Origin of the sequence: Vibrio sp. SCSIO 43137, assembly GCF_028201475.1 — a bacterium.
Lineage (GTDB): Bacteria > Pseudomonadota > Gammaproteobacteria > Enterobacterales > Vibrionaceae > Vibrio.
Window position 1 is genome coordinate 1,394,441 of the sequence record NZ_CP116384.1, and the last position, 23,427, is coordinate 1,417,867.

Here is a 23,427-nt window from a genome sequence, read left to right on the forward strand (position 1 = left end):
CAATACGCTAAGAAAGCATAGCCCTCTGCAAACGGCTGTTATTAAGTTAAATACTGTTCAGTTCAACAAAATAGTCGTTCATATCGTGACACAGCTTGCTATACAGATTGCGATAGCGACTGTATCTCTCTCTGTTTTCCTCAATTGGCGTATAAGAGCATTTCACGTCAATATGTGCCTTTGCGGTTTCAGCGATATCATCAATAACACCGATAGCATTCCCAGCCAACAGTGCCGTTCCCCACAGGGCTTCGTCGTGTCTGGACATAATATCGACCCGAAGGTTACAGACATCAGCAATGATCTGCGGCCAGACAGAAGAGTTAGCTCCCCCGCCAATCATCTTGATCGACTCCATTTTGATATGGGGATATAGCTCACGGATAGAGTCAACGGTCAATGAAATCTCATAGGCATAAGACTCCAGTAACGAACGATAAAAATGCGCCGGTTTATGCATCAGTGTATGGCCTAAAAACATCCCTTTAATATCTTCATTAAAAGGCATGTTGCTGCCACTAAGCAGCCCGATACACATCAGGGCATCGGAGCCGACCGGTACTTCCCTTGCTTCGAGGTCGATTTCAGTAAACTCTCGCCCTTCACAGAAGTTATCTTTGAACCATTTAATGATAATGCCTGAACCGGGGATATATTTATGCAGAATGTAGTTATTGTCTGTCGCATTCAGCAGAGCGTCGTAGTTCATCGACTTCAGGTTAGGAATGTACTTGTCTACCATACAACTGACCGCGCCGTATGAAGAAGCTTCAAACACCAAGTCGTTAATTTGCGACACGTTCGATCCGACTATACCAGCTACCTTATCTCCTGAACCGGAAACTAAGGTAACATCAGGGCTAAGGCCCAACAGTTTGCTGTACTCTTGTGCCAGAGTCGCTACTTTCTCATTAGACTTAGTAATACGCGGCAGTTTATCGATTGAAATCCCCACCAGATCACACAGCCTTTTACTCCACGAGCAGTTTGCAATATCAGCAAGGCCGGTCCAGGTAATGAATGAGCTATCTATTGTGGTGTCTTCTATTCTGCTTTTTGCCAGCTTCGCAATGATATAACTGCTTATCATCATGTACTTTTTCACTCTGGCAGCATCCTGAGCAAACTCTTTCTCAAACCACTCTATCTTTGGTGCCATAAGTGGTGAGTTAGTACCCGAAATTTCCACCAGCAAGCGGCTGTGTTTCTTCAGCATGTTCTTAGCATACGGATAGTAGCGGGTATCAAGGGAACACGACCATGACGTAATATCATTCAGGTTTTCATCGACTCCCATAACGCCTGCCATCTGACCGGTGAAGGCAACGGATTTAACACAGGAAGGATCGTCGATTTTATCCAGTGCGCTTTTAAAGCAGCTGAGTACGGAATCAAAAATGTATTCTCCGCTCTGCAGGAAAACCCCGGCGCTTGGGTTATCAATTTTCATTTCTTTGGTAGATAGAGCGAGACAACTGCCGTGCGTATCATAGATACCCACTTTTATGTAGCTTGTCCCTAAGTCAATTGCCGCCAGTAATGTCGGTTTCATTGACTGCCTCCTTAAAAGTACAAGATGTTCTATAATTAGAGCCCGCAAAACGGGCTCTGTTACTGACTAACCTATAATTATCAGTCTGGTTTAGTCAAACGCAATAACGTGCTTAAGGCCTTTTGCCGCAGCCGCATTCTCTAGGGCACGGTCAAACTCATCGATAGAGTAAGTTTCCGAAACAATCAGATGCAGCGGAATACGCTTATCGTTTACCAACTTGCTGCACAAACGGTAGTCATAAACACTCTGCTTAGTACAACCGTGGATGCTCAGCTGCTTATAGTGGATGGTGTTTGAGTTAAGCGGCACCATCTCTTTGTCTTTTGGCAAACCACCGAAGAACAGAATTTTACCATTCATGTTCATATACTCTGTAGACTGAGACTGAGCGATAGCTGCAGGTGCTGCGATAATGCTTACATCAACCCCTTTTCCGGTTACTTCCTTAACGGCTGCTTTCAGATCGCCACTTACAGGATAAACATCCGGGAACAGCTCTTTCGCTTTAGCCAGACGCTCTTCACTTAAATCAGCCACCAGTATTTTTGCTGCACCAAACAGCTTACACACCATCACGTGCATCAGACCAATCGGGCCCATGCCCACAACCAACACATCGTCACCCGGCAGGATGTTGATCTGCTTCTGGCCGTTATATACACAGCTTAACGGTTCAACCAGTGATGCTTCCGCAAAAGAGATCTCATCATCAAGAGGGGCAATATTACCCTGCTCAATGGCAATAGCCGGAATGCGGACATATTCAGCAAAACCGCCGTCCATGGTTACGCCCCAGGCATCGTAATCATCACACAGATGAGTCTGACCACTTACACATAGGTCACAGGTGCCACAGCCAATATTTGGTGCAATAGCCACTTTCTGGCCCTTGTAATAGCCCTTAACCTGCGGACCAACTTCTTCAATGATGCCGGCAAACTCGTGACCGATGATCAACGGGTTATCCTCTGAAACATCTTTGTAGCCATTGTTATACATACGCACATCGGTACCACAAAGAGAAGCGGATTTAACTTTAAGAAGCATCTCGTTGTCGGCGATCTTAGGTATTGCAACTTCTTCTACCTGAACGTTTAACTTGCCTTTAAGTCTTGCAGCTTTCATCTTACTCTTCTCCAATGTAAACAGGGCGTTTTTCCAGCAGGGATTTTAGACCTTCCTGAACCAGAATCAGTGCCATTTTACCGTCGTGACCTGTTACTAATGTCTCAGTATCATTCTGAATAGCCTCAACAAACGCTTTGGCTTCAGCCACATAGGCATCTTTATACAACTTAGTCCATGACGGCATAGAATCTGTGTGCAACAACTTATCTTTTGTTACCAGTTCAACATTGTTGTTTTTCTGGCTGCCGACTTTCGCAATACCGTGGGTACCCAGAATTTCTGCACGGGCATCGTAGCCATACTGAACATACTGAGCGCCATCAACCATACCCAGAACACCGTTTTCAAACTCAAGTAGTACAGCACAGGTATCGTAGTAATCAGGGTAATCCTGAGCGACTTCAGGTGAGCGGAAGTTACGGCCGATAGCGTGAATCATCTTCACTTCAGATCCCGCATACCAACGCAACGTATCAAGGTCGTGGCTGTTTACTTCGCCGATTGGTCCGGCGCTGTCTGAGATATCAAACATCCAGGCTTTCGGTTCACTCGGGCCATGTGTCAGTGACTTGATCATGGTCACTTCACCAACCTGTTTGTTTTCAATGATCTCTTTACCTTTCTGGAAGCTCTCATCAAAACGGCGCATAAAACCAAGCTGAAGCTTAACGTTATTTGCTTTGCACGCTTCAATCATTGCGTCACACTCTTCTGCGCTGCCTGCCATCGGCTTCTCACAGAAAACATGCTTTCCGGCGTTCGCTGCTGCAACTACGATATCTTTATGGAACTGAGTTGGTGTAACCACAACAATGGCATCAACTTCATCGTTGTTAAGAACATCCTGATAATCAGTATATTGATACGGGACATTCAGCTCCTGCTGAGCTGCATCCAGATTCTCCTGAAACGGGTCACAAATCGCGATTAGCTGCGCATTAGGTACATTGCCGTTGTAGCTTCTGGCGTGGATCATGCCCGCACGGCCACAACCGATAAGACATACATTAATTTTATCTTTCATCTGCTTATTACCTTTGCAAATAACGGGGCAACCTCTCTGCACTTTTGCTGGAGTCTTGCGGAGAAGCCGCCCGGATTCTTCAACCTAGTGACATTAAGCGCCTAGTTCTGCTTTTAGCTCTTCAACAATCTTGATACCTGAAGAACTACCGATACGGGTTGCACCCGCTTCAATCATTGCTCTTGCATCAGCCAGAGTACGCACACCACCAGACGCTTTTACCTGAACGCCAGAATACTTTTTCATGATGGCAATATGTTCTGGTTTAGCACCATCAGTACCGAAGCCTGTAGAGGTTTTAACGAAGTCAGGCTTAACCTGAGCAGCCACTTTTGATACTTCGATAATCTCTTCTTCAGTCAGGTAGCAAGTCTCGTAAATTACCTTACATACAATGCCGCCTTTACGCGCCACAGCTACCAGAGACTCCATTTCGCGTTTGATGTAATCCCAGTCATGCTCTTTTACACGACCAACATTCAGTAGGTAATCAAACTCTTCTGCACCTTTATCTACTGCATCTTGCGCTTCAAACGTTTTTGCTTCGATAGTTGTCTGACCCAGAGGGAAGCCGATAGCAGCACCAGTTAATACACCAGAACCTTTTAGCATTTCACGGCACATTTCTACCGGGTAAGAGTTGATTGCCACTGATGCAAAACCGTATTCACGGGCTTCATCACATAGCTTCTGGAAATCTTCTTTAGTCGCGTATGCGTGAAGGTTAGTGTGGTCAAATAGGGCAGCAAGATCGGTAACTGTTAAGCTCATTGTTCTCTCCAAATTTTCATTTTCAAAGAGATTTGCTTTTATATACATTCATAAAGCAAACCTTCATCTTCATTTCGAAAATACTATATCTCTAAATTTTCGTTTTGAAAAGCTAAATTTTCGTTTACTTGTGATGCAATTCATAATTTTTCTTCTTTTTTGTTTTTTGACTTCTATCGTTTCCACATTACATAACAAAAACTGATTAATGACCATCAGCCACAACTACCCTTTAATTTATGATTTAATAATCATATTTATCAGTTAGATACATAAACTATTTTGATTCAAAGCATAGATTTTTAATTGGTTGTAATTGGGAAATTGCATCCATATAATGAAAGCAAATAAAAATAGTGCACAGAGAAACAAGAGAGTTTGAACGCTATGTCCAAAAAAGCCATGTACGGGGAACAGAGAAAACAGCAAATTCTCGGCCTGATAAAAGAAAAGAAAAGTGTCAGCGTTAATGAGTTAGCACAGTACTTTAATGTCACTACGGCGACCATCAGAACTGACCTGACTGAACTGGAAAAAGCCGGCGAAGTGATAAGAACCCATGGCGGCGCAATTCTGAAATCAGATATTGCCCACGAAAAGTTTCTCAACGAACGTGAAAATGAAGACAAAAAAATCAAAGTAGCCTTCAAAGCCATTGAGTTGATCGAAGAAGAAGACTCCATACTGATAGACACCGGCACCAGTACCGCAGCATTGGCCAGAATACTCGCTAATTCTGATCTTAAGCGTCTACGTATCTTCACTAATGACTTCGAAATTGCAAAATTGCTGGAAGGAAAAAGTGAGTTCGACGTGCATATTCTTGGCGGCCGTATCCGTAAAGGCTTCCATTACAGCTATGGCGGAACTGCCATTTCTGAATTGCGCAAGTACAAGTTTGATAAGCTTTTTCTGGCAACATCCTCTTTAAGTTTTGACGACGGCCTGACAACTTATCATACCGAAACTGCCGATTTAAAAGTCGAGATGATTCGTTCTGCCAACAAAAAAATCCTTCTGCTCGATTCAACCAAGGTAAACAAGATCTCCTTTGCTAAATTTGCCGAGCTCAGTGATGTGGATATCGCCGTTGTAGATAATGAAGTATCTAAGTTCGACTATGAAAACCTGTCGGAAGAGATCGAAAACGTCATTATTGCTTAACCTTTACAGAGTCAGTTGTGACCAATGATATAAGCCCTTCCTGATAGAAGGGCTTATTGGTTTAGCCGGTAAGAAAATACTTTTTGTTTTTAAAAGCTAAACTTATAGCGGGTATGGTAGTAATAGGTTTCACCCGGATTAAGTATCGAACTTGGTTCAGGCCACTCGGGATGATTTGGTGAATCAGGCAGGAACTGAGTTTCCAGAGCGACCCCCGAATAGTCGGCATACACTCCTCCCGCCCGTCTTGGCGTTCCCTGATTCCAGTTACCCGTGTAAAACTGCATCCCCGGTTTATCAGTATAAACAGATAGGCGAATCGATTCGTCACTGTTTGTCAGTTCAGCCACCGGGTGAGAAACGTCTCGCTCCGGATCAAACAGGTAACAGTGATCATATCCTTTCGCCGCTTGCTGCTCTTTATCAGCCAGAAAACGGTTGCTGATAACCTGAGCCTGTAAGAAATCAAAGTTAGTCCCCTGCACATTACGCAATGAACCTAACGGGATACCATCCGCATCTACCGGCAGATAGTAATGAGAATTTATTTTTAACTTATGTTGACGGCAGTCGCTACCCTGCTCTGCATCCTGCAAATTGAAATAGGCGTGATTGGTCAGATTAACCGGCGTAGCTTTATCCGTCGTCGCATTATAACGGATACTGATTTCGCTATTTTCAGTCAGAGTGTAAGTGAGCAGGACTTTTAGTTCACCGGGAAAGCCTTGATCGCCATCAGGTGACACAAGTGAGAAACAGACACTGCTGCGGCTATGGTCAACAATTTTCCATCTTCTGCGGTTAAACCCGTCCGGTCCGCCATGCAATATGTTTTCGCCTTGATTAACATGTGTCTGGTATTGAGTGCCACTAATACTGAAGCGACCAGCAGAAATCCGGTTGGCAAAACGTCCTACCGTCGCACCGAAATAAGTAGAGTGCTGTTCGAAATCAGCCATACCGGATACACCGAGCAGTACTTCCTTATCTTCTCCGTTTAGGGGTAGCTTACAACTGAGCCAGGTGGCTCCTATATCCATAAATGTGGCCTTTACCCCTCTGTTATTGGTAAGTACAACTATCTTGGCAGCGTCACCATCATAAGCAGGTTCGCGCGTCATTGTTTTCGCCAGATTTACTGTCATTGCCTATTCTCTTTTTGTCTAACCTGCAGCGGTTAACTAAAAAAACGCAGTAACTAAAACAGCGTTTAGTTACTGCTCCCAATAAAAATACTCAATAGAGCAATAATGGCCGCCTTGTTTCTAACGACGTCGTCAGCTTACCTGCAAGATTTCAATTCAAAAATATAATTTTCATATATTTTTGATATCGATCTTAATTTTAAACCTAATTTGCTATAAAAACCCTCACTACATTAAAACGAAAAGCAAGGTTCGCAGATAAACGCAAATCTATTCCACTTCATCATTCTATTTCTGGTTACCTAAAGGAAGAATGCTCCGCAACCCAAAATAAACCAATAAAATCATAACATTAACCGTGACAAAGCTTTATTTTCATCACTATGAACCTTGTAATCTTGCAATTGACATCGTCGACTTTCGGTTATTTAGTGTTCTGGATCACGCTTCTGAAACGAATCTGCTCTGTTCAATAAAAAAACATGACGAAGAACACAAACATTCAAAAGACAAGTTTTTCATTTAAAAAATGATCGTTATATTATTTTCGAAATGAAAACATATTTACCTCTTAGTCGCTGCTTGAAACATCAAACCAACGGCTAAGAACTTCTCACTAGTTAGTGAGTTTTAAGAAGTTCAGGCAGATGCGGATCAAGATGTCTTCGGGTCTGTCAGCAATTTAAAACTGGAAATACCCTACAAATTAGGAAATGTGTTATGAAAAAAGAACTTGATTCAAAGTTACTGTTCCGAATCGGTAACCTCTCTATCTTTATGATAGGTCTGGGGTTTGCGGTACGGGCAAACATCGCCCCTGATCTTCAGGCGGATATTTACGACAAAATCGACATTCTAAGCTCAGCCTCTATGGTAGGTGAAGCCCTTGGCGCGACCTTTACCGGTTTCGCACTCACCCTTCTGTTTGGTAGTGCCATGGTTGACTGGATGGGAATGAAACGTATGCTTTTGTTCTCTGCATTTGGTTACATCGCAAGTACTGCTGGTCTTCTTGCCGCAGCGATGATGCCTGTTTCTGAACTGTCTGTTTATATTGTCTGGTGTAGTTTGTTACTTACCGGCCTCGGCTGGGGGGCAGTTGAAGCCGCTTCCAACCCTATGATTGCCGCCCTATTCCCTGAAGAAAAAGCCCACAGGCTGAATGTTCTTCACTCCTGGTGGCCTGCCGGTATCGTAGTTGGCGGCCTGGCTGGTGTGTTGTTCAGTGCTCTTGGTCTGCCATGGCACCTTAACCTCTTACTACTCTTTATTCCTGCCCTGTTAATGGCTAAGTGGGCTCTGATGACTGAGTTCCCGGTAACCGAGCGTGTTGCCAATGGCGTCAGCTATAAAGACATGGTACTTGAACTCGTCCGTCGTCCTCTTTTCTGGGTGTTCTGGGCATGTATGTTCCTGACGGCAGCATCAGAACTTGCCCCGGGTCAGTGGGTAAACGTCGCGCTATCAAATATCGTTGGTATGCAGGGTATTCTTCTGCTGGTTTACGTAAGTGGCCTGATGTTTGTTATGCGTAACTTTGCCGGTGTTGTATTTAAACATATCTCTTCTGTAGGCCTGATGACTCTGAGCTGCATATTCGCTGCTGGCGGTCTTTATGCCTTAAGCCTTGCTGACTCACCGCTGCCGGCATTCCTTGCGGCAACCGTCTGGGGTATTGGTGTTTGTTATATGTGGCCGACTATGCAGGGTATTATCTCTGAGCGTTTCCCTAATGGTGGTGCCCTGGCTCTTGGTTTGCTTGGTTTTGCAGGTGGTCTTTCAATTCAGTTCGTACTGCCTCAGATGGGCGCCATCTTCGATGCTGCACGTGCTGAAGCAGCTGGTGGTGCAGATAAACTGGCGTCACTGTCTCCTGAGATGATGACGGAAGTAACACGCTACGCATCTGTTGAATCCTTCCAGGCAGTATCTGTTGTTCCGCTGGTGATTCTGCCTATCTTCGCTATCATCTGGATCTTCGATCTGTTTAAGAAGAAGAACACACCATCAGTATCTGCTGAAGAGAACGCCTAATCGTTTAAGCTCTTTTCAGATAACCACTAAAAAGCTGGTCTTTACTGACCAGCTTTTTTATTGCCTATCTATTTTCTAAAAAACTCTCTGACTACAACCGTCATGCCTTATCATTGCTAAAAACTAAGCTATATCCCTCTTCACAAAGCTCAACATCCAGTGAAGAGAGGTTCTCAATATAGCGATCTGCCTCAGGCAGTGCCTGTTTAGAAAACTGGCTTAGTACAGCTACTGTTCTGGCTCCTGCACATATACCTGCTGTTAGTCCCGACGGGGCATCTTCAAATACCACACACTCTTCGGCCATTAAGCCAAGTCCGGCAGCTCCCAGTAAGTAAGGCTCCGGATCCGGTTTTCCTTTTGTAACCAATTCGGGTGTAATCAGTAACTCTGGTCTTGGAATACCTGCGGCGTCAATTCGGGCTTTGGCCACAGGTAAAGTTCCCGAAGTAACAATTGCCCAAGGGACAGAGTTACGGTTAAGTTCATTCAGAAACTCTATTGTTCCCGGAAGCGTTACAACCCCTTCTACATCTGTACTTTCCTGGTGCTGCAGCCATGCGATCTCTTCTGCTACTTTGTGTTCTGAACAACCTTGCATGAGTTGTCTGATAGTCTCTGCGGCCGGACGCCCATGGTAAACTTCTGACGCTATTGCGAAATCTATTCCATTTCTTTTACACCACGTCATCCATGCCCGGTCAACAGCATCGTTTGAGTCCACCAGCGTGCCATCCAGATCAAACAGTATCCCTTTAAATTTCATGTTATACCTCTGCTAATTATTCTTTTCTCACAATAATAAACAAAAACAATAAAAAACCAAAAACTTCATTACAAAAATTATGAGAATCGGATTAGATGCCTGTTCGACATTATCGAACGGGATGATCCAGCTACCAAAACCACTTCAGACTGCTGGCTATATAGACAAGAATCCCGTTATATAGGCGTAGACAAAGCGATGCTATCCGGATAAGACAATGATCAATGAAACGAAGAGAATACAATCGGTAGAACGGAGTTTTATGATTCTGGAGGCATTGGCTGCCAGTGATAGTGCCATACCTTTGCAGCAACTTTCCGAACAACTGAACCTGAATAAAACGACTCTGCACGGTCTGCTGAATACCATGGCTGCCATGGGGTATATCAGTAATACCTGCCGCGGTTACAGACTCGGATTAAGACTTGGAGAATTGTCCCGTTCATTAGATCATACATACGATAGCCTGAGAGAACAGTACAGGCCGCTTATCCGTAATATGTCCTCTTCCACCGGTCACACAGCCTACTTGGCGGTTCCCTGTGGTACCCGGGAATACCTCTACATAGAAGCTGTTGAAGGAGAAAATCCGCTGACAATCCGTAGCCCGAGAGGGCGAAGAGAGGGATTGACGACTTCTGCCATCGGCAAGCTATTTGTTGCACTGGATGAAGAACTGGATTTACGCAGAAGCCTGCGCAAAGCAGGTAAGCTGAAGCCTGAAATAGAGCAAAAATTAGATAAAATCGTCCATCAGGGCTACTCCATTGATCACGGAGGTGCACAACCGGGGCTGAGTTGTATGTCAATTCCCCTGTTTCATAGCGGTTGTCTGATTGCTGCTGCAGGTATGAGCGGACCAACACAAGAGCTGACCACTGAAAAGCTGACGCACTATGCTTCCATATTTAAAAAACAATCTCTTAACTGTAAGCCCATTATTTAAATCTGCACTTTAGATTCTATTTTCACTCTTAAGCTACAACTACACCGATAAAAAATATTCACTCCTCCCGGCAAACCCTTACTAAAAATAATAATATCAACCACAAATAAGCAAGTGCTTACACCCCCTACAAGTCAATACTACAAGCATCTCTCGTACAGCTATAGATCTAAAAATAAAGTCATAATCAAGAATAAATAATTAATAAACAGTTTTAAATTAGATCTTAAATTATTTTTTATTCGACATTATCAAACAAATTTAAGGTTTCACCTGTTTTTATTTATTTTCAAATCAAAAAGGAATCTAATATAAAAAACAAACATGAAACAATAAAGGAACCTACAATGAAATTTAGAAAATATATCGCTGTACTGGCAACACTTCTGGTGAGCTTTTCTGCTTTTTCTGCTTCAACAGAAGGCACAGAAAAAGTCTGGCAGGAACATATTAACGCATGGGTAGATCGTGATCTGGACGCTATTGCGGTTCACTACGACAAAGATTCAATGATGATTGTGAACAATGTTGTGTTCAGAGGTCCGCAGGAAATCCGTAAAGTATTTGAATACCTGTTCCACAGATTCGATAACGGCTCTAACGCTATTGACCCGGCTATCGTTGATGACCGTACCATCTATATCACATGGAACTTTACCCCTTCCGAGAAGAAGGACGCAATTTACGGGACAGACACTTTCTTCGTGGAAGATGGCATTATCAAAGTACAAACCATCGCCTCTAAGTTGTACCAAAAACCTACTCTGCTGATTCTGGGCGGAAAAGAGCAAGGCTAAACAAACTCAGATAATAAAGCCGGATGAAGCGATAATCTTCATCCGGCTCTTTATCATTAGCAAGTCTGAGCAGGCAATCCAAACCGTTATATTTCAGCCAACTCAAATCTCATGTATTCGGGCCTTTTCCAGTAAGAAGTCTACCAGAACCCGGATTCTGCGTGCCTTCTGACTATTCTGAGAAAAGTAAACATACAAGCCCGGATACTTGTACCAATAAGGCTCCAGTACAGGAACCAGTGATCCATCATTAAAGTGTCGCTTCATTAGCGGTGTCAGAAAGCGCCCGATACCCAAACCGGCGTGCGCAGCATCAACAATAATGTCAGTATCATTGACCACTATCGCTTTAGGCATCTCTACCGTAATGGTATTACCGCTATCATCCAGCAGCAGTGGAGCAAGACGATTTGAAGCACCAAACCGATACTGAATCACCTTATGATTTTCCAGATCCTGAGGCGTTTCCGGTGTTCCATTGAGGTCGAGATACTCAGGTGAAGCAAACAACGCTTCTTCTATTTTCGGTGTCAATTGTCTGGCCACCAGCCCTTCTTCTATGCGGTCTCCGAAGCGGATACCCACATCAATACCCTCTTTAATAATATTAACTGACGTGTCAGAGACTGAAATCTCTAACTCTATTTCAGGGTAAAGGCGATAAAAGTCAGGAAAGATCTGGCGCAGAACACTTTGATAAACAAAACGGGGAACAGTAATACTCACTTTACCTGAAGGGGCATTACTCAGGTCATGTACCCCCTCCAGCGCATAGTTTAATGTCGCCAGCGCCTCAGAGGTGTTGTTTAACAAAAACTTACCCGCTTCTGTCAGGCTCATTTGCCGGGTTGAGCGCCTGAACAAGGGTACACCAAGCTTGGTTTCCAGCAACTTTAACGACTGACTGACCGACGGCGCTGCCATTTCAAGTTTTCTCGCGGCCCCGCGAATACTCCCTTCCTTGGCAATAACGTGAAAAATCATTATCTGATTGTAACTAGCTCCGGCACCTTTCATTATTATTCACCCGCTCTTGATTGTTAGGAAAACACTAACACTCTAATAGGGTCAGGTCACCTAGAATATATCAGCGACTGTTTTAGAATAACTTTCATCTTTTAGAGCATACTTATTTCGGAGCAGTTATGAGCAAAGTTGTGGTTATTTCCGGTCACCCTAATCTTGAACAATCATGGACTAACAAGGTTATTCTTAATCAACTGGAAAATAATGTTGAGAGCATTGATACCCGTCGTCTGGATAGCCTGTATCCGGATTATAAAATCGATATTGAGGCTGAACAGGCAGCACTGACTAAGGCGGATATTATCGTGCTGCAGTACCCTTACTACTGGTACAGCGCGCCGGCACTACTTAAGAAGTGGATCGATGATGTCTTTGCCTTCAACTTCGCGTTTGGTCCTGAAGGCGACAAACTGAAAAACAAACACTTTATTCTTTCATTCACCGTGGGTGGTCCTGAAGAGTCTTACGATCCGCTGGGATACAACCACTTCACCATTGAGCAACTCGCTTATCCGCTGCAGCAGACTGCTTATCTGGCAGGAATGGTATTCCAGAAACCAGTTTATACCCACCGCATGGTGTATATCCCCGGAGTTTACAACACTCAGGAAGAAGTAGAACAGCGCGCAAATGACCATGCTGAGCGGCTATTGAGTAAAATTGACCAACTAAGTAACTCTGTTGAAGCAAAATTTGAACTGTTTGTTAAGCAGTGGTTTGACCGTTTCGATCAACTACCGGCAGACAACAGCGAGTTCCTTAAGCATATTCCGGAAGCCTTTGAACTGGATGCTGTCGGCGATAAGTTCAGCGGCCGTGCCGGATTTAACGACTGGTATCAGTCACTGCTTAATCTTTTCAAACCGGGTGTCACTCACCTGATCGAACAAGTTTCACTGACTCCTGCAGACGATGGCCGTTACAACGCTGAACTTCGCGTACGTACTCAGGGTGAAATGACCAATGGTGAAAGCCTGAACCAACTGTTTAACGAAGACTGGGCAGTCTCTATGGACGAGTCTGGCGAATTCACCATCCACAGCTACAAAGTCACTGCGGTATAGCAGTGTTAAAATGAGGAGAGTAACAATGAAATCCCTACTAAAACACGTTCTGATTCTGGCAGGACTCACTTCTGGTCTGGCACATGCTGCCGCAGATGTTGCCATGAGTAATACAAAAGCAGCCAAAGATGCCGTGGAGATTAACACTCCGTCTCTATGGCCTAAACCTGCCAATCCTGTCGCTCAGGGTTCAGAAAACAGTAACGCCCTTAAAGTGGTTCAGGGCTTCTTCGGTGCTTATGGTAAAGGCGATATGCAAGGACTAAAACAGTTTGTTGCCGAGGACGTAGAGTGGCATATTCCCGGACGTCATCCGCTGGCGGGAACCAAACGTGGTATCGATGAGTTTGTTGCTTTCTTCAATCAACTTGGTGCTGCAGGCTTTGCCGCAGAGGTAATGATTCTCGCTGCCAATGATACCTATGTGATTGACGCGCATCGTGGCTGGAGCTCAAAGGCAGATGAGAATATCGACCTGAACTGGATTCTTCTTTATCAGATTGAAGATGGCAAAATTAAGCGCGTTCAGAACTTCTCCGGTGACCTTTATGAGTCTGATAAGTTCTTTGCAAAGTTTGCTGCATCACAAAAATAGCGATTTGAGCTAACCTATAAGCTACCATTAAAACCAATGCCCCTCAGCCTGTTTCAGTGCTGAGGGGCAATAGTTAACTTTTATTCTTCAACGTCACCGGCAGTGTTGGCCGGAATCGGGTTTGCCAGCCCGACAATGTAGCGCTCTATCACAGGCAGCTCTTTATCCGCCTCTTCACGCATCACCCAAAGCTGCTCAACCCGCAAATCAGTATAACGGCCGTCTTTAAAATCCCCGCGCCAGCGGAGAAAAAACTGAGCCTGATATTTGCCATTGGCCAGATACTCAACACTAATGCTGTCAATTTCATGATCATCAGAGTTCAGCAGAGAATGGATCCAGCGATGCCACTGTTTAAACTCCTCCCGCGAGCGGACTTTATAATCGGGAAAATCGACATAAACATCGTCCGCCACCAGATCATGAAATGCTTCAGCGTCCAGATGCTCGTTGTCACAGCTCGCTCTTTCATACATGGAAAAGACTTTATGCACAAAGCTTTTAATGTCGTTTTTGGTGAACTTATGACTGCGGAAAGCAGCCATAAGGTTTTGATACTCCAGCGTCGGCGTGTAGTTATTCATCATTCGCTTCCAGGGCAAACTCTGTCGCCTGCATAGTTTTCATATCAACCCACTCAAACCACGGGCGAGCCTGCTCAAAGTGCTCTTGCATATGTGCACTGGCCAGATGCGCCTGCAACTCTTGTTCTGATGCCCACTCTTCATAAAGGAACAGAATGTTTTCATCGTCAGCAGTAATGTTCTGCTGATAACGGATACAGCCTGACTCTTCACGCACAATCACGGCCAGTTCCTGCATATGTTGTAGAAAGGTTTGTTTAAATTCAGGCTTTACTTTGCCTGCTACGGTTACAATGATCATCTTAATCTCCATTATCTGTAAGTTGATATGAGACTATTTTAGGCAGGAATTTCTTTCAGAAAAAGACAATTAATGACACAATACATTTATCTTTTTTGTAAATAATAGAGATAAACTAATGAACAAAATTGACCCGAAATTGCTTCAGGTTTTTGCTGATGTTGTCGATCAAGGGAGCTTCACCGGAGCTGCTGACGTCAGGGAAACAAATGTCTCTTACATTACAAGACAGATAAAAAAGCTGGAGGCAGAGCTAAAGGCACTGTTGTTAAACCGTTCAACCCGGGCACTCTCCTTAACCGAGACAGGTCAGCAGGTTTATCAACACGCCAGACAGATCAATGAGCTGATGAAGGACGTCTCTACCATAGCAGATAACCAGTCCGACCAACTAACGGGTAGCTTACGAATTACCAGTGCCGCCTATATTGGTAAGAAGTTTCTCTTTCCTATCATAGAGAGATTGTGCGATGAGCACCCTGATATCAACATTGAGTTGCAACTGAATGATCATCAGGTAGATATCATTCGCGACAGGTTTGATATGGCAATCCGTGTCTGGAAGCCTAAAAGTGTGGATTTAGTGGGTCAAAAATTACTGGATGTTCGCTTTCTGCTAGCTGCCAGCCCAAGCTTTATCGACAAGCATGGCCTTCCGCAGACTATTGAGGATCTTAAATCTCTTCCTGCTATCGTCTACGCAAGAAAGGGGCACACCAACAAAGCCTTTAACTATATTGATGACAGCGGAAAACTGCGTTCGTTTGATATCAATGCCAACCTCTGTGTCAATGACGCAGAGCAGCTCAATCAATGTATCGCCAACGGCAAGCGCTATTATGTTCCAACTAATTTTATGGTGGCAGATAAGATTAAAAATGGTGAGCTGATTCAGCTATTGCCGGCACTGAACTTTCCCGCAGAAGAGTCCATCTATGCCGTTTATCCAAACCGCGAGCTGTCCAGAATCGCCAAATTGCTTATTGGTGAACTGAAAAAAGATCTTCAGCAATACCATATGACGTAATGGCAAGGCAAAGACTAAAGGCAAGCCCGCCGGACTTGCCTCTAAATAACCTACCTTTAAGTATGTTTTAAAACATAAAACTGATTCTCTGCTGTCTGAGAAAGTTTTAGTCAGCGTACTGCAACGACATCTTGCTGATCTTACCCTGCTCATTCCACCAGTAGTGATAGTGCGCTTTCCAGACACTCCAGTTCACTTCTGTTTTCGCATATGAGTCATCACCTTGCAGTATTTTTCTGTGGGCAAAAGAGTCACCGGAAGGAATCACCTCATTCAGTGCCCAGCGGCGGATCGCCTCCTTGCCAACAAACTGTCTTGATACATCAATCATCACTGCATCATCAGCAAAACAAGCCATATAAGCCTCAATATCCCGTGCCTGTGTGCTGTTCTGGTAACAATCTATCGCCGTTGGCAGAGGTTGAGCAAAGGCTGAACCCGCCAACAGACTTAGCCAAATCAGATAATATTTCATAGTCTCGCTTCCTTTTCAGTTAACCCACCCATCCGGTTTAAACTGTCTACCGGACGCTGAAGATGCTAAGAAGAATAGCGAAATCACTGTTTAGAAAATTGAAGATTACTGCCCCGTTTTTTGCACTTTATTGCCACTGTAAGCATTGTGTCAAAAATGGATAAAAGCCTTTTGCCTGATAGGACATTGAATCCGCCAAATTAGGATCAAATAGTAAAAACTTATCCATATCTGACAGGATATCCTTACCACTATGAAAAAGCGATTTTCACTTTCAAGCTTACTTATTCTTCTGCTCTCATCAACAAGCTACGCTGCAACGGATGCTTCAACTGATGTTTCGGTTATGCCTGAGGCAGACCCGATCTGCAATAACACCCTAGTATGTGAGTTGGGCTCTAAAGCTGAACAGGCCTTTTTTCAGGGCTGGGCAAACGGTGACTGGTCAGATTTTCAGGCCATGCTGAACAAAGATGATCTAATCTTCCAGTTTCCCGCTGGTCCTCTGAAAGGCCGGACAGAAGGCAAGCAAGGGTATCAGAATATGGTCAACTGGATCGCCCATCATATTGAGAGCAAAAACAGAATACATAAGAGTGTCCGAAACCAGCGATTTGGTTTAGATGACTGGTACTACTTTGCTGATGAAGCCGATGGGACTTTCTACGGGAACGCATACACTGGCAGCCACTTTATCGGTTTCCGGTTTAATAATGGCAAGATTGTAGAGTACCGCGAATATGTCGGCGACCTGACTCACTGGAAATAAACAGAAAAAAAGGCACGCTTACTCATAAAAAGCGTGCCTGTACGTTAGTGGTTACGTAAAAAGAATCTAAACAAAGCCGACGCAACAACCACTCCCCCGTTGTTGTATGCGATTGCTTTTACTTGTTCAGTCACACAAGTTTATGTTTCTTATTACTCTGTCACAATTCCAGTTTAGAGTCCCCCTATTCCTTAACGGACTATCCCATAGGTTTCCTTTACCCTAGCCATTGTCAAACGGAGGAGTGCGCTATTTTTAACTACCTTCCCTTCTGCTCCTGCTGCCAAGCCCATAACGGCGACTTAACTAACAGCTTAAACCGGTAACCCCAACCCGGTGCATACCACATCTGACTGGCCAGCTTGGCGTAACCGTGGAAATAGACCTTTATCGGGTTAACCGTATTAATGCGTGGGAAAACACCATACTTCACCTCTTCCTCTTCACGGGCGAAGGTGCCGAACATTCTGTCCCAGATAATCAGGATACCGGCGTAGTTCTTATCCAGATACTGCTTATTGGTAGCATGATGAACCCTGTGATGAGACGGCGTATTAAATATCGCTTCAATGGGCCTTGGAAACTTACGCACCATTTCTGTGTGCAGCAGAGTCTGAAACACCTGAACTATGGTTTCGCACATCAGCACCACAAAAGGGTTAAAGCCGAGAAGAACCAAAGGAAGATGGAACAGAAACGGAAACAGAGAATCCAGCGGACCAAACCGGTAAGCCACCGAAATATTAAAATAAGGTGAGCTATGATGAACCGAATGCGTACCCCATGCCAGACCGTTACTATGCAGAAAGCGGTGCTCCCAGTAGTAAACCAAATCCGCCAGAATCAGGCAGCCAAGAATCGTCCAGCCTGTGGTCTGGAGCTGGGTGATTGAGAAGTTTTCCCACACATAAAAGAACCCACCCACATAAGCGAGACCAATAACAAATATGGTTACAATCAGGAAAAACAGGGTAACAAAGTTAGTGGCACTGTCGCCTACCATGTTCCAGCTTAGCTTTTTCTTAAATGCATAACGGATCAGCTCAATAGCGAAGATGGCGATGGCGACAAGAAAAAAGTTGTTATCAATCCAGCTCTCAGTACCTATGATGTCGTTCTCTGAGAACCATTGCGTCATAAAATCAAACATATAAATTGCCCTGAATAAATCTGTTACTGGTAAGAAACAGAGACTTCACTACCAGTCTCTACACCTTGTTGGTTGAAATAATGGATCTCAATAACAGCGCCTACTTCTCTCTGGTAATCAATTTCAGACCATGCATTTACCAGTGCATTGGTATCGTATTTACCTCTTTTCAGTAGCTGCTTTGAACTGAGCGGAAGAGCAACCAGCTTCTGCTTATCAGCGGTAGCACTTACCTGATAACCAATGGTCACCTTCGCTTGTGAGAAGTCACTATTGAAACTCTGGTACAGAACAATAATGCGATCAGTTTTACTGAGCAGTTGATCTGCTGAGCCATACTGTACAAAGAACTGCTGCCAAAGCTGAGACACATCGCTTAAGGGGATCTCTTTTGTTAAGCCTTTCAGATAGCTTTTAGAAACCGCAGCAGAGGTAGTGACTACCGGCTTAGCTTCCGTTGTGACCGGCTGGAATAAAACCAGCCCCCAGACCGTAGCAAAAATCGCTGCAGTAGCGAGTAATGATGGTGCTAACTTCATGTATATTCCGAATCTGTTTGTTGCTATGCCGGCAAGAATGCCAGCACAACAGTTAACAATTCGTTATCAAATATTTACTTTTGGAGAATTAAACGAAGCGGAAGTGGAACAAGAAGGAAAAAGGTTAGCGATAGACTGCCATCGCTAACCGGTAAAACTAAGGCAGAAACACTTCTCCCAGCATACAGCGGACGCTGCCACCACCTATGGTTTCAATGGTGCTGACATCGAAAGGAAGTAACTTTCCATGACTGGATAACTGCAACTTCTGTGTATCAGAGAAAGCATCATAAGCAGACTGAGACATCGCAATCACCTTGCTACCGTCCTGAGTTTCCAGTTGCAGAATATTGCCGCAAAAGTGGTTCATCTGCTCGATAGAAATGGAGATAACCTGCTTGGTTTTTGCCAGTGACTTAAGCACAAAGCGGCGCTCAAATTCCGGAATTAACTCATCACAAATCACGCAAAATTGCTCACCAACTGCCATCATCACATTGGTGTGATAAATAGGATTGCCGGAAGGAAGGGCGGTCTGGAACGATATAGCACGGTAGCCTGTTTGCTCCGCATACTCCTCCAGCACTTCGCGATCACAACGATGAGAAAGTGCTGCATAGATAATCCGGTTCACATGATCCATTACCATTACACCAGTGCTTTCCAGATACGCTTGCTGCTCAGTAAAAGAGGTAAGGGATATCTGTTTGTTAACTTGTTTTCCGTTTTGCTGTAAAAGCGCAGTCAGGGCGTCAAGGCGCACCTCTTTCTGCCGGTTCTCACAGGCCATAGGAAAGGTAAACAACTCACCCTGAGTAGTAGTGCTAAACCAGTTGTTAGGGAATACCGCATCGGGAGTTTCTGCCTGCAAAACAGGGTAATCAAATTCGACAACCTGTACGCCTTCCTGACGCAAGGTTGCTACCATGGCATTAAACTCCGCCATCGCTTTGCGGCGCACATCCGCTTCATCAAAACTGACACTGTGCTGAAACTCATTATCTTCTGCTGTTTCGGCGTTGTATTTAAACTCTTTTGGCGGAACCATCACCACGCAGCGGGCGTTCTGTGATGACTTTTTTGTATCCGGCCATTCCATTGCCTGAGGAAAATTCATAATGATAAATCTATAAAATGGTACTTGCTTTGAAGTGTAACCAGAATGTTAATGGCCTTTTAACTGAATATACGGTGAATATTATTGCAATACTGACTGTTTTCACTGGAAACTAACGACAATCCACCGGAAATAACTGCACCAACAACAATCAGCCTACAGTTATTTCTGTATATTTATCCACCCCAACAACACTTAACTCTCTGAAATAGCTAAACCTAACAATCAGAAGCCACATCAAACTGAATAACTATCCCTTCAGCAATACATAACTATAAAGGCAATATTCTATTCACAATAATCACTCTGTTTTAACAGGCTAATTGTGTTAAATTAAACAGGCTCAAATAATGCATTTCCCTCCGGCACTCTCTTTTCTTATTACTTGGTCACTTGGCTATCCGATCTGTCTGTTGGCGGGAAAAAACAGGATAATAATTATGTATAAGTTCTTTGAAGGCTTAACCAAAGCTTTCCCGCAGGACGAACCACAACAGCCTCCGAAGGGGTTGTACGCGTTCTGCCGGCACTACACAAAAGGGTTTGAGAGACCCCTTCTGCTTATGGCGGCGCTCAGCACCGTAGTTGCCATTGTTGAAGTTTCTCTGTTTGGCTTTATGGGTCAGTTAGTAGACTGGCTTTCCAGCAGCAATCCGGAAACTTTTCTGGAGGAGAACAGCAGTACCCTTTGGGGTATTGGTGCCATTCTTCTGATTGTATTGCCGGTATTGATCACCATTCACTCACTGACAGTGCATCAGAGCCTGCTGGGTAACTACCCTATGTCTATCCGCTGGCTTGCACACCGCTATCTGTTAAAACAGAGTCTCTCGTTTTATCAGGATGATTTTGCCGGCCGGGTTGCAACCAAGGTTATGCAGACCTCCCTTGCAGTACGGGAAACCGTAATGAAAGCTCTGGATGTGTTTGTTTATGTCACCGTCTACTTCTTTTCTATTGTAGTGATGCTGGGTCAGGCTGACTGGCGCTTAATGATTCCTATGCTGGTCTGGCTGGCAGCCTATATCGGTATCCAGACCTATTTTGTCCCTAAACTGAAAGCTGTCTCTTCAGAGCAGGCCGATGCCCGTTCCCTGATGACGGGGCGCATCGTTGACAGCTACACCAATATCTCTACGGTAAAACTGTTTTCTCACAGCAAAAGAGAAACCGAATACGCTGAAGAGGGAATGGAAGGCTTCCTTGATACCGTCCACCGTCAGATGCGGCTGGTTACCGGCTTTAATGTCAGTGTGGAGATCACTAACTATGTGCTGGTATTTTCTATCGCCGCCCTGTCGATTCACCTGTGGATGCAAAGTGCTATCTCCGTTGGTGCTATCGCCATTGCTATCAGTCTGGCACTGCGTCTGAACGGCATGTCCATGTGGATCATGTGGGAAGTAGGCTCGCTGTTTGAGAATATGGGTACAGTGGAAGACGGCATCACCACTCTGTCAAAACCTATTGATATTCAGGATAAGAAACAGGCGAAACCGCTGAATGTCACTCAGGGCGGAATTGAGTTTGACGATGTCAGTTTCCACTACGGTGAAAAAGACAAAGGGGTGATCAGTCACCTGAACCTGAACATCAAGCCGGGTGAGAAAGTCGGCTTGGTCGGCCGTTCCGGTGCTGGTAAATCCACACTGGTTAACCTTCTGCTTCGTTTCCATGATGTAGAAAGCGGCAAGATTAAGATTGATGGTCAGGAGATCTCTTCCGTTACACAGGATTCTCTGCGTAGTAATATCGGTATGGTGACTCAGGATACTTCGCTGCTGCACCGCTCTATCCGGGAAAATATTCTATATGGAAACCCTGATGCCTCAGAAGAACAATTGATTAAAGCAACCACTCAGGCGCAGGCCCATGAGTTTATTGAAACCCTGACCGACCCGCATGGTAACAGCGGTTATGATGCACAAGTCGGTGAACGCGGCGTGAAGCTATCCGGTGGTCAGCGTCAGCGTGTTGCTATCTCACGGGTACTGCTAAAAGATGCTCCTCTGCTGATTTTGGATGAAGCGACATCAGCACTGGATTCAGAAGTAGAGGCTGCGATTCAGGAGAGCCTGAACCAGTTGATGCAAGGTAAAACGGTTATTGCCATTGCTCACCGCTTATCGACCATTGCTGCCATGGACAGATTGATCGTTCTGGACAAAGGTCAGATTGTCGAGCAGGGTACCCATCAGGAACTGATTCAGGGCAGCGGTATCTATGCTCAACTATGGGCTCATCAGACAGGCGGCTTTATCGGCTGCGAAGATGAAACAGAGAAAGTCAGCAATATTGCTTAACCGTCTGATCCACTGATTACGCAACTAATTAAGCCGCCATCACTGGCGGCTTTGTTATTTCAATTGTCCAATGCTTATTCAGATTCTTTATCCATCCGTTCCAGCTCTTTAATTGCAGCCTGCTGAATAAACTGAGAAAAGCCGGCATAATCACTGCTTTCTGTTACCGTATCATCTATCTTTTTTCTCAGTAAGGTCGGCAGGGAAACATTATATTTCTTCGATTTCCCCATATACGGCTCTACATCAACTTCCACCACAGCCCAAGCCCAACCAGTGAACTCTTCGCTCTTCTGCCAGTCAGCTAATGAACCAGCCTGAGGAGGAAGTTGTTGCCGCTCAGCCAGATATTCCAGATAAAAATTGGCTGCGTCTTTGGCATTCGCCAGTGCTTCTTCCAAAGTATCACCAGCTGCAAAACAACCCGGAAGGTCAGGAATGACCACACCATAAGCGTATTCATCATTTCCGGTTTCAATAGCAATGGGATATAACATTATCAGCCCTTCCTATTAACCCTTTTAACCCGTTATCAAACAAAAGGATAAGCGGATTAAAGCTAATCAAACTGACTCTTTTCTGTTTTATTGCTGTCATTTCACAAAAAAATTTACGCTTTAACAAAGGTACAATAGTTAAAACAGCAAGCGTCAAACTAGACGATTGTCCTGTGAAGGATTATATTACTGCCTCACTAACAGTGGGTATATTGCCGCCACTGTGTAATTTATAGATAGAGAAACCCATGTTACCTCATCAATTCTTTAAACTGCTTTCAGATGAAACACGTGTACGCTGCCTGTTAATGGTGGCGCGGGAACAGCAAGCCTGTGTGGCAGAGCTGACAGAAGCCCTTCAGGTAAGTCAGCCTAAGGTATCCCGTCATCTGGCTATGCTGAGATCAAGTGGAGTATTGGTGGATATCCGTCAGGGGCAGTGGGTATTTTATCGTCTGGCAGAAGATCTGCCGGGCTGGATGAGAAAGCAGATTGCTGATCTGGTGAAATCGAACTGCCTGAAAGAAGAGTATCAGAAAGACATTGAACGTTTACAGGCAATGACTGGCAGGCCAAGTTTTAATCTGGAAACCGCTGAATAAAACTTCTTCAAAAATTAAAGGCCGGCAATCTTGCAATAGTACCGGCCC

The 23,427-nt window shown here is 44.5% G+C and carries 25 protein-coding genes; 11 read left to right on the forward strand and 14 right to left on the reverse strand.

All coding sequences use genetic code 11. The annotated features are described in order from the left end of the window. Window positions 1-46: 46 nt before the first annotated feature. The 4 genes from PK654_RS22125 to deoC all read right to left on the reverse strand — a co-directional run bounded on the left by PK654_RS22125 (window position 47) and on the right by deoC (window position 4,478). A complete protein-coding gene (locus tag PK654_RS22125) occupies window positions 47-1,552 on the reverse strand; it encodes a xylulokinase (RefSeq protein WP_271699639.1) in 1,506 nt (501 codons plus the stop codon). A gap of 90 nt (window positions 1,553-1,642) precedes the next feature. Next, complete coding sequence (locus PK654_RS22130) at window positions 1,643-2,680, reverse strand: alcohol dehydrogenase catalytic domain-containing protein (RefSeq protein ID WP_271699640.1); 1,038 nt, start codon at window positions 2,678-2,680, stop codon at window positions 1,643-1,645. A 1-nt stretch (window position 2,681) separates the two neighbouring features. Beyond that, window positions 2,682-3,707 (reverse strand): Gfo/Idh/MocA family oxidoreductase, encoded by a 1,026-nt coding sequence (locus tag PK654_RS22135; RefSeq protein WP_271699641.1) that lies wholly within the window; start codon window positions 3,705-3,707, stop codon window positions 2,682-2,684. Window positions 3,708-3,800: 93 nt separating this feature from the next. After that, the gene (deoC, locus tag PK654_RS22140) at window positions 3,801-4,478 is read right to left on the reverse strand and encodes a deoxyribose-phosphate aldolase (protein WP_271699642.1); all 678 of its coding nucleotides are present in this window, start codon (window positions 4,476-4,478) and stop codon (window positions 3,801-3,803) included. A 387-nt stretch (window positions 4,479-4,865) separates the two neighbouring features. Here deoC and PK654_RS22145 point away from each other — a divergent pair, with 387 nt between their 5' ends. Next, on the forward strand, window positions 4,866-5,642 hold the full coding sequence (locus PK654_RS22145; RefSeq protein WP_271699644.1) for a DeoR/GlpR family DNA-binding transcription regulator: 777 nt from the start codon (window positions 4,866-4,868) through the stop codon (window positions 5,640-5,642). Window positions 5,643-5,731: 89 nt separating this feature from the next. On the opposite strand, the gene galM is transcribed toward PK654_RS22145, so the two are convergent. Then, entirely contained in the window at window positions 5,732-6,787 is a 1,056-nt protein-coding gene (gene galM / locus PK654_RS22150) for a galactose-1-epimerase (protein WP_271699646.1), read from the reverse strand. A 720-nt stretch (window positions 6,788-7,507) separates the two neighbouring features. Between galM and PK654_RS22155 the strand changes: the two genes are divergently transcribed. Then, window positions 7,508-8,821, forward strand: a complete 1,314-nt coding sequence (locus tag PK654_RS22155) for an MFS transporter (RefSeq protein WP_271699647.1) — start codon at window positions 7,508-7,510, stop codon at window positions 8,819-8,821. Between the two features lie 100 nt (window positions 8,822-8,921). Here PK654_RS22155 and PK654_RS22160 read toward each other — a convergent pair whose 3' ends face one another. After that, window positions 8,922-9,587, reverse strand: coding sequence for an HAD-IA family hydrolase (locus tag PK654_RS22160; RefSeq protein ID WP_271699649.1), 666 nt, complete (start codon window positions 9,585-9,587; stop codon window positions 8,922-8,924). A gap of 217 nt (window positions 9,588-9,804) precedes the next feature. Between PK654_RS22160 and PK654_RS22165 the strand changes: the two genes are divergently transcribed. Both PK654_RS22165 and PK654_RS22170 read left to right on the forward strand, forming a co-directional pair. After that, entirely contained in the window at window positions 9,805-10,533 is a 729-nt protein-coding gene (locus PK654_RS22165; RefSeq protein WP_271699650.1) for an IclR family transcriptional regulator, read from the forward strand. Window positions 10,534-10,880: 347 nt separating this feature from the next. Beyond that, on the forward strand, window positions 10,881-11,330 hold the full coding sequence (locus PK654_RS22170; protein WP_271699651.1) for a nuclear transport factor 2 family protein: 450 nt from the start codon (window positions 10,881-10,883) through the stop codon (window positions 11,328-11,330). A 102-nt stretch (window positions 11,331-11,432) separates the two neighbouring features. Here PK654_RS22170 and PK654_RS22175 read toward each other — a convergent pair whose 3' ends face one another. Continuing rightward, window positions 11,433-12,347, reverse strand: coding sequence for a LysR family transcriptional regulator (locus PK654_RS22175; protein WP_271699652.1), 915 nt, complete (start codon window positions 12,345-12,347; stop codon window positions 11,433-11,435). 128 nt (window positions 12,348-12,475) lie between these two features. Between PK654_RS22175 and PK654_RS22180 the strand changes: the two genes are divergently transcribed. Both PK654_RS22180 and PK654_RS22185 read left to right on the forward strand, forming a co-directional pair. Next, complete coding sequence (locus tag PK654_RS22180) at window positions 12,476-13,420, forward strand: NAD(P)H-dependent oxidoreductase (RefSeq protein ID WP_271699653.1); 945 nt, start codon at window positions 12,476-12,478, stop codon at window positions 13,418-13,420. A gap of 25 nt (window positions 13,421-13,445) precedes the next feature. Further along, window positions 13,446-14,015, forward strand: a complete 570-nt coding sequence (locus PK654_RS22185) for a nuclear transport factor 2 family protein (protein WP_271699654.1) — start codon at window positions 13,446-13,448, stop codon at window positions 14,013-14,015. An 80-nt stretch (window positions 14,016-14,095) separates the two neighbouring features. On the opposite strand, the gene PK654_RS22190 is transcribed toward PK654_RS22185, so the two are convergent. Further along, on the reverse strand, window positions 14,096-14,602 hold the full coding sequence (locus PK654_RS22190; RefSeq protein ID WP_271699656.1) for a hypothetical protein: 507 nt from the start codon (window positions 14,600-14,602) through the stop codon (window positions 14,096-14,098). Further along, window positions 14,592-14,900 carry a putative quinol monooxygenase gene (locus PK654_RS22195; protein ID WP_271699657.1) on the reverse strand — a complete coding sequence of 103 codons (309 nt, stop codon included), beginning with the start codon at window positions 14,898-14,900 and terminating at the stop codon, window positions 14,592-14,594. The genes PK654_RS22190 and PK654_RS22195 overlap by 11 nt, the downstream gene beginning before the upstream one ends. Before the next feature lie 118 nt (window positions 14,901-15,018). Between PK654_RS22195 and PK654_RS22200 the strand changes: the two genes are divergently transcribed. After that, window positions 15,019-15,927 (forward strand): LysR family transcriptional regulator, encoded by a 909-nt coding sequence (locus PK654_RS22200; protein ID WP_271699659.1) that lies wholly within the window; start codon window positions 15,019-15,021, stop codon window positions 15,925-15,927. Window positions 15,928-16,033: 106 nt separating this feature from the next. Here PK654_RS22200 and PK654_RS22205 read toward each other — a convergent pair whose 3' ends face one another. Beyond that, window positions 16,034-16,402 carry a nuclear transport factor 2 family protein gene (locus PK654_RS22205; RefSeq protein ID WP_271699661.1) on the reverse strand — a complete coding sequence of 123 codons (369 nt, stop codon included), beginning with the start codon at window positions 16,400-16,402 and terminating at the stop codon, window positions 16,034-16,036. A gap of 253 nt (window positions 16,403-16,655) precedes the next feature. On the opposite strand from PK654_RS22205, the gene PK654_RS22210 reads away from it, so the two are divergent. Next, window positions 16,656-17,171 (forward strand): nuclear transport factor 2 family protein, encoded by a 516-nt coding sequence (locus PK654_RS22210; RefSeq protein WP_271699663.1) that lies wholly within the window; start codon window positions 16,656-16,658, stop codon window positions 17,169-17,171. Between the two features lie 259 nt (window positions 17,172-17,430). On the opposite strand, the gene PK654_RS22215 is transcribed toward PK654_RS22210, so the two are convergent. Next, the gene (locus tag PK654_RS22215; protein WP_271699665.1) at window positions 17,431-18,321 is read right to left on the reverse strand and encodes a sterol desaturase family protein; all 891 of its coding nucleotides are present in this window, start codon (window positions 18,319-18,321) and stop codon (window positions 17,431-17,433) included. Window positions 18,322-18,344: 23 nt separating this feature from the next. Beyond that, window positions 18,345-18,860: a hypothetical protein gene (locus PK654_RS22220; protein ID WP_271699666.1), complete on the reverse strand. Its 516-nt coding sequence runs from the start codon at window positions 18,858-18,860 to the stop codon at window positions 18,345-18,347. Between PK654_RS22220 and PK654_RS22225 the strand changes: the two genes are divergently transcribed. Further along, entirely contained in the window at window positions 18,859-19,008 is a 150-nt protein-coding gene (locus PK654_RS22225; RefSeq protein WP_271699668.1) for a hypothetical protein, read from the forward strand. The genes PK654_RS22220 and PK654_RS22225 overlap by 2 nt on opposite strands. Before the next feature lie 9 nt (window positions 19,009-19,017). Here PK654_RS22225 and ctlX read toward each other — a convergent pair whose 3' ends face one another. Beyond that, window positions 19,018-19,977 carry a citrulline utilization hydrolase CtlX gene (ctlX, locus tag PK654_RS22230; protein WP_271699669.1) on the reverse strand — a complete coding sequence of 320 codons (960 nt, stop codon included), beginning with the start codon at window positions 19,975-19,977 and terminating at the stop codon, window positions 19,018-19,020. Window positions 19,978-20,417: 440 nt separating this feature from the next. Between ctlX and PK654_RS22235 the strand changes: the two genes are divergently transcribed. After that, entirely contained in the window at window positions 20,418-22,280 is a 1,863-nt protein-coding gene (locus tag PK654_RS22235) for an ABC transporter ATP-binding protein (RefSeq protein WP_271699670.1), read from the forward strand. Between the two features lie 74 nt (window positions 22,281-22,354). Here PK654_RS22235 and PK654_RS22240 read toward each other — a convergent pair whose 3' ends face one another. Further along, window positions 22,355-22,777: a type II toxin-antitoxin system HicB family antitoxin gene (locus PK654_RS22240; protein ID WP_271699671.1), complete on the reverse strand. Its 423-nt coding sequence runs from the start codon at window positions 22,775-22,777 to the stop codon at window positions 22,355-22,357. A 248-nt stretch (window positions 22,778-23,025) separates the two neighbouring features. Here PK654_RS22240 and PK654_RS22245 point away from each other — a divergent pair, with 248 nt between their 5' ends. Beyond that, window positions 23,026-23,379 (forward strand): metalloregulator ArsR/SmtB family transcription factor, encoded by a 354-nt coding sequence (locus PK654_RS22245; RefSeq protein ID WP_271699672.1) that lies wholly within the window; start codon window positions 23,026-23,028, stop codon window positions 23,377-23,379. Window positions 23,380-23,427: the final 48 nt, after the last annotated feature.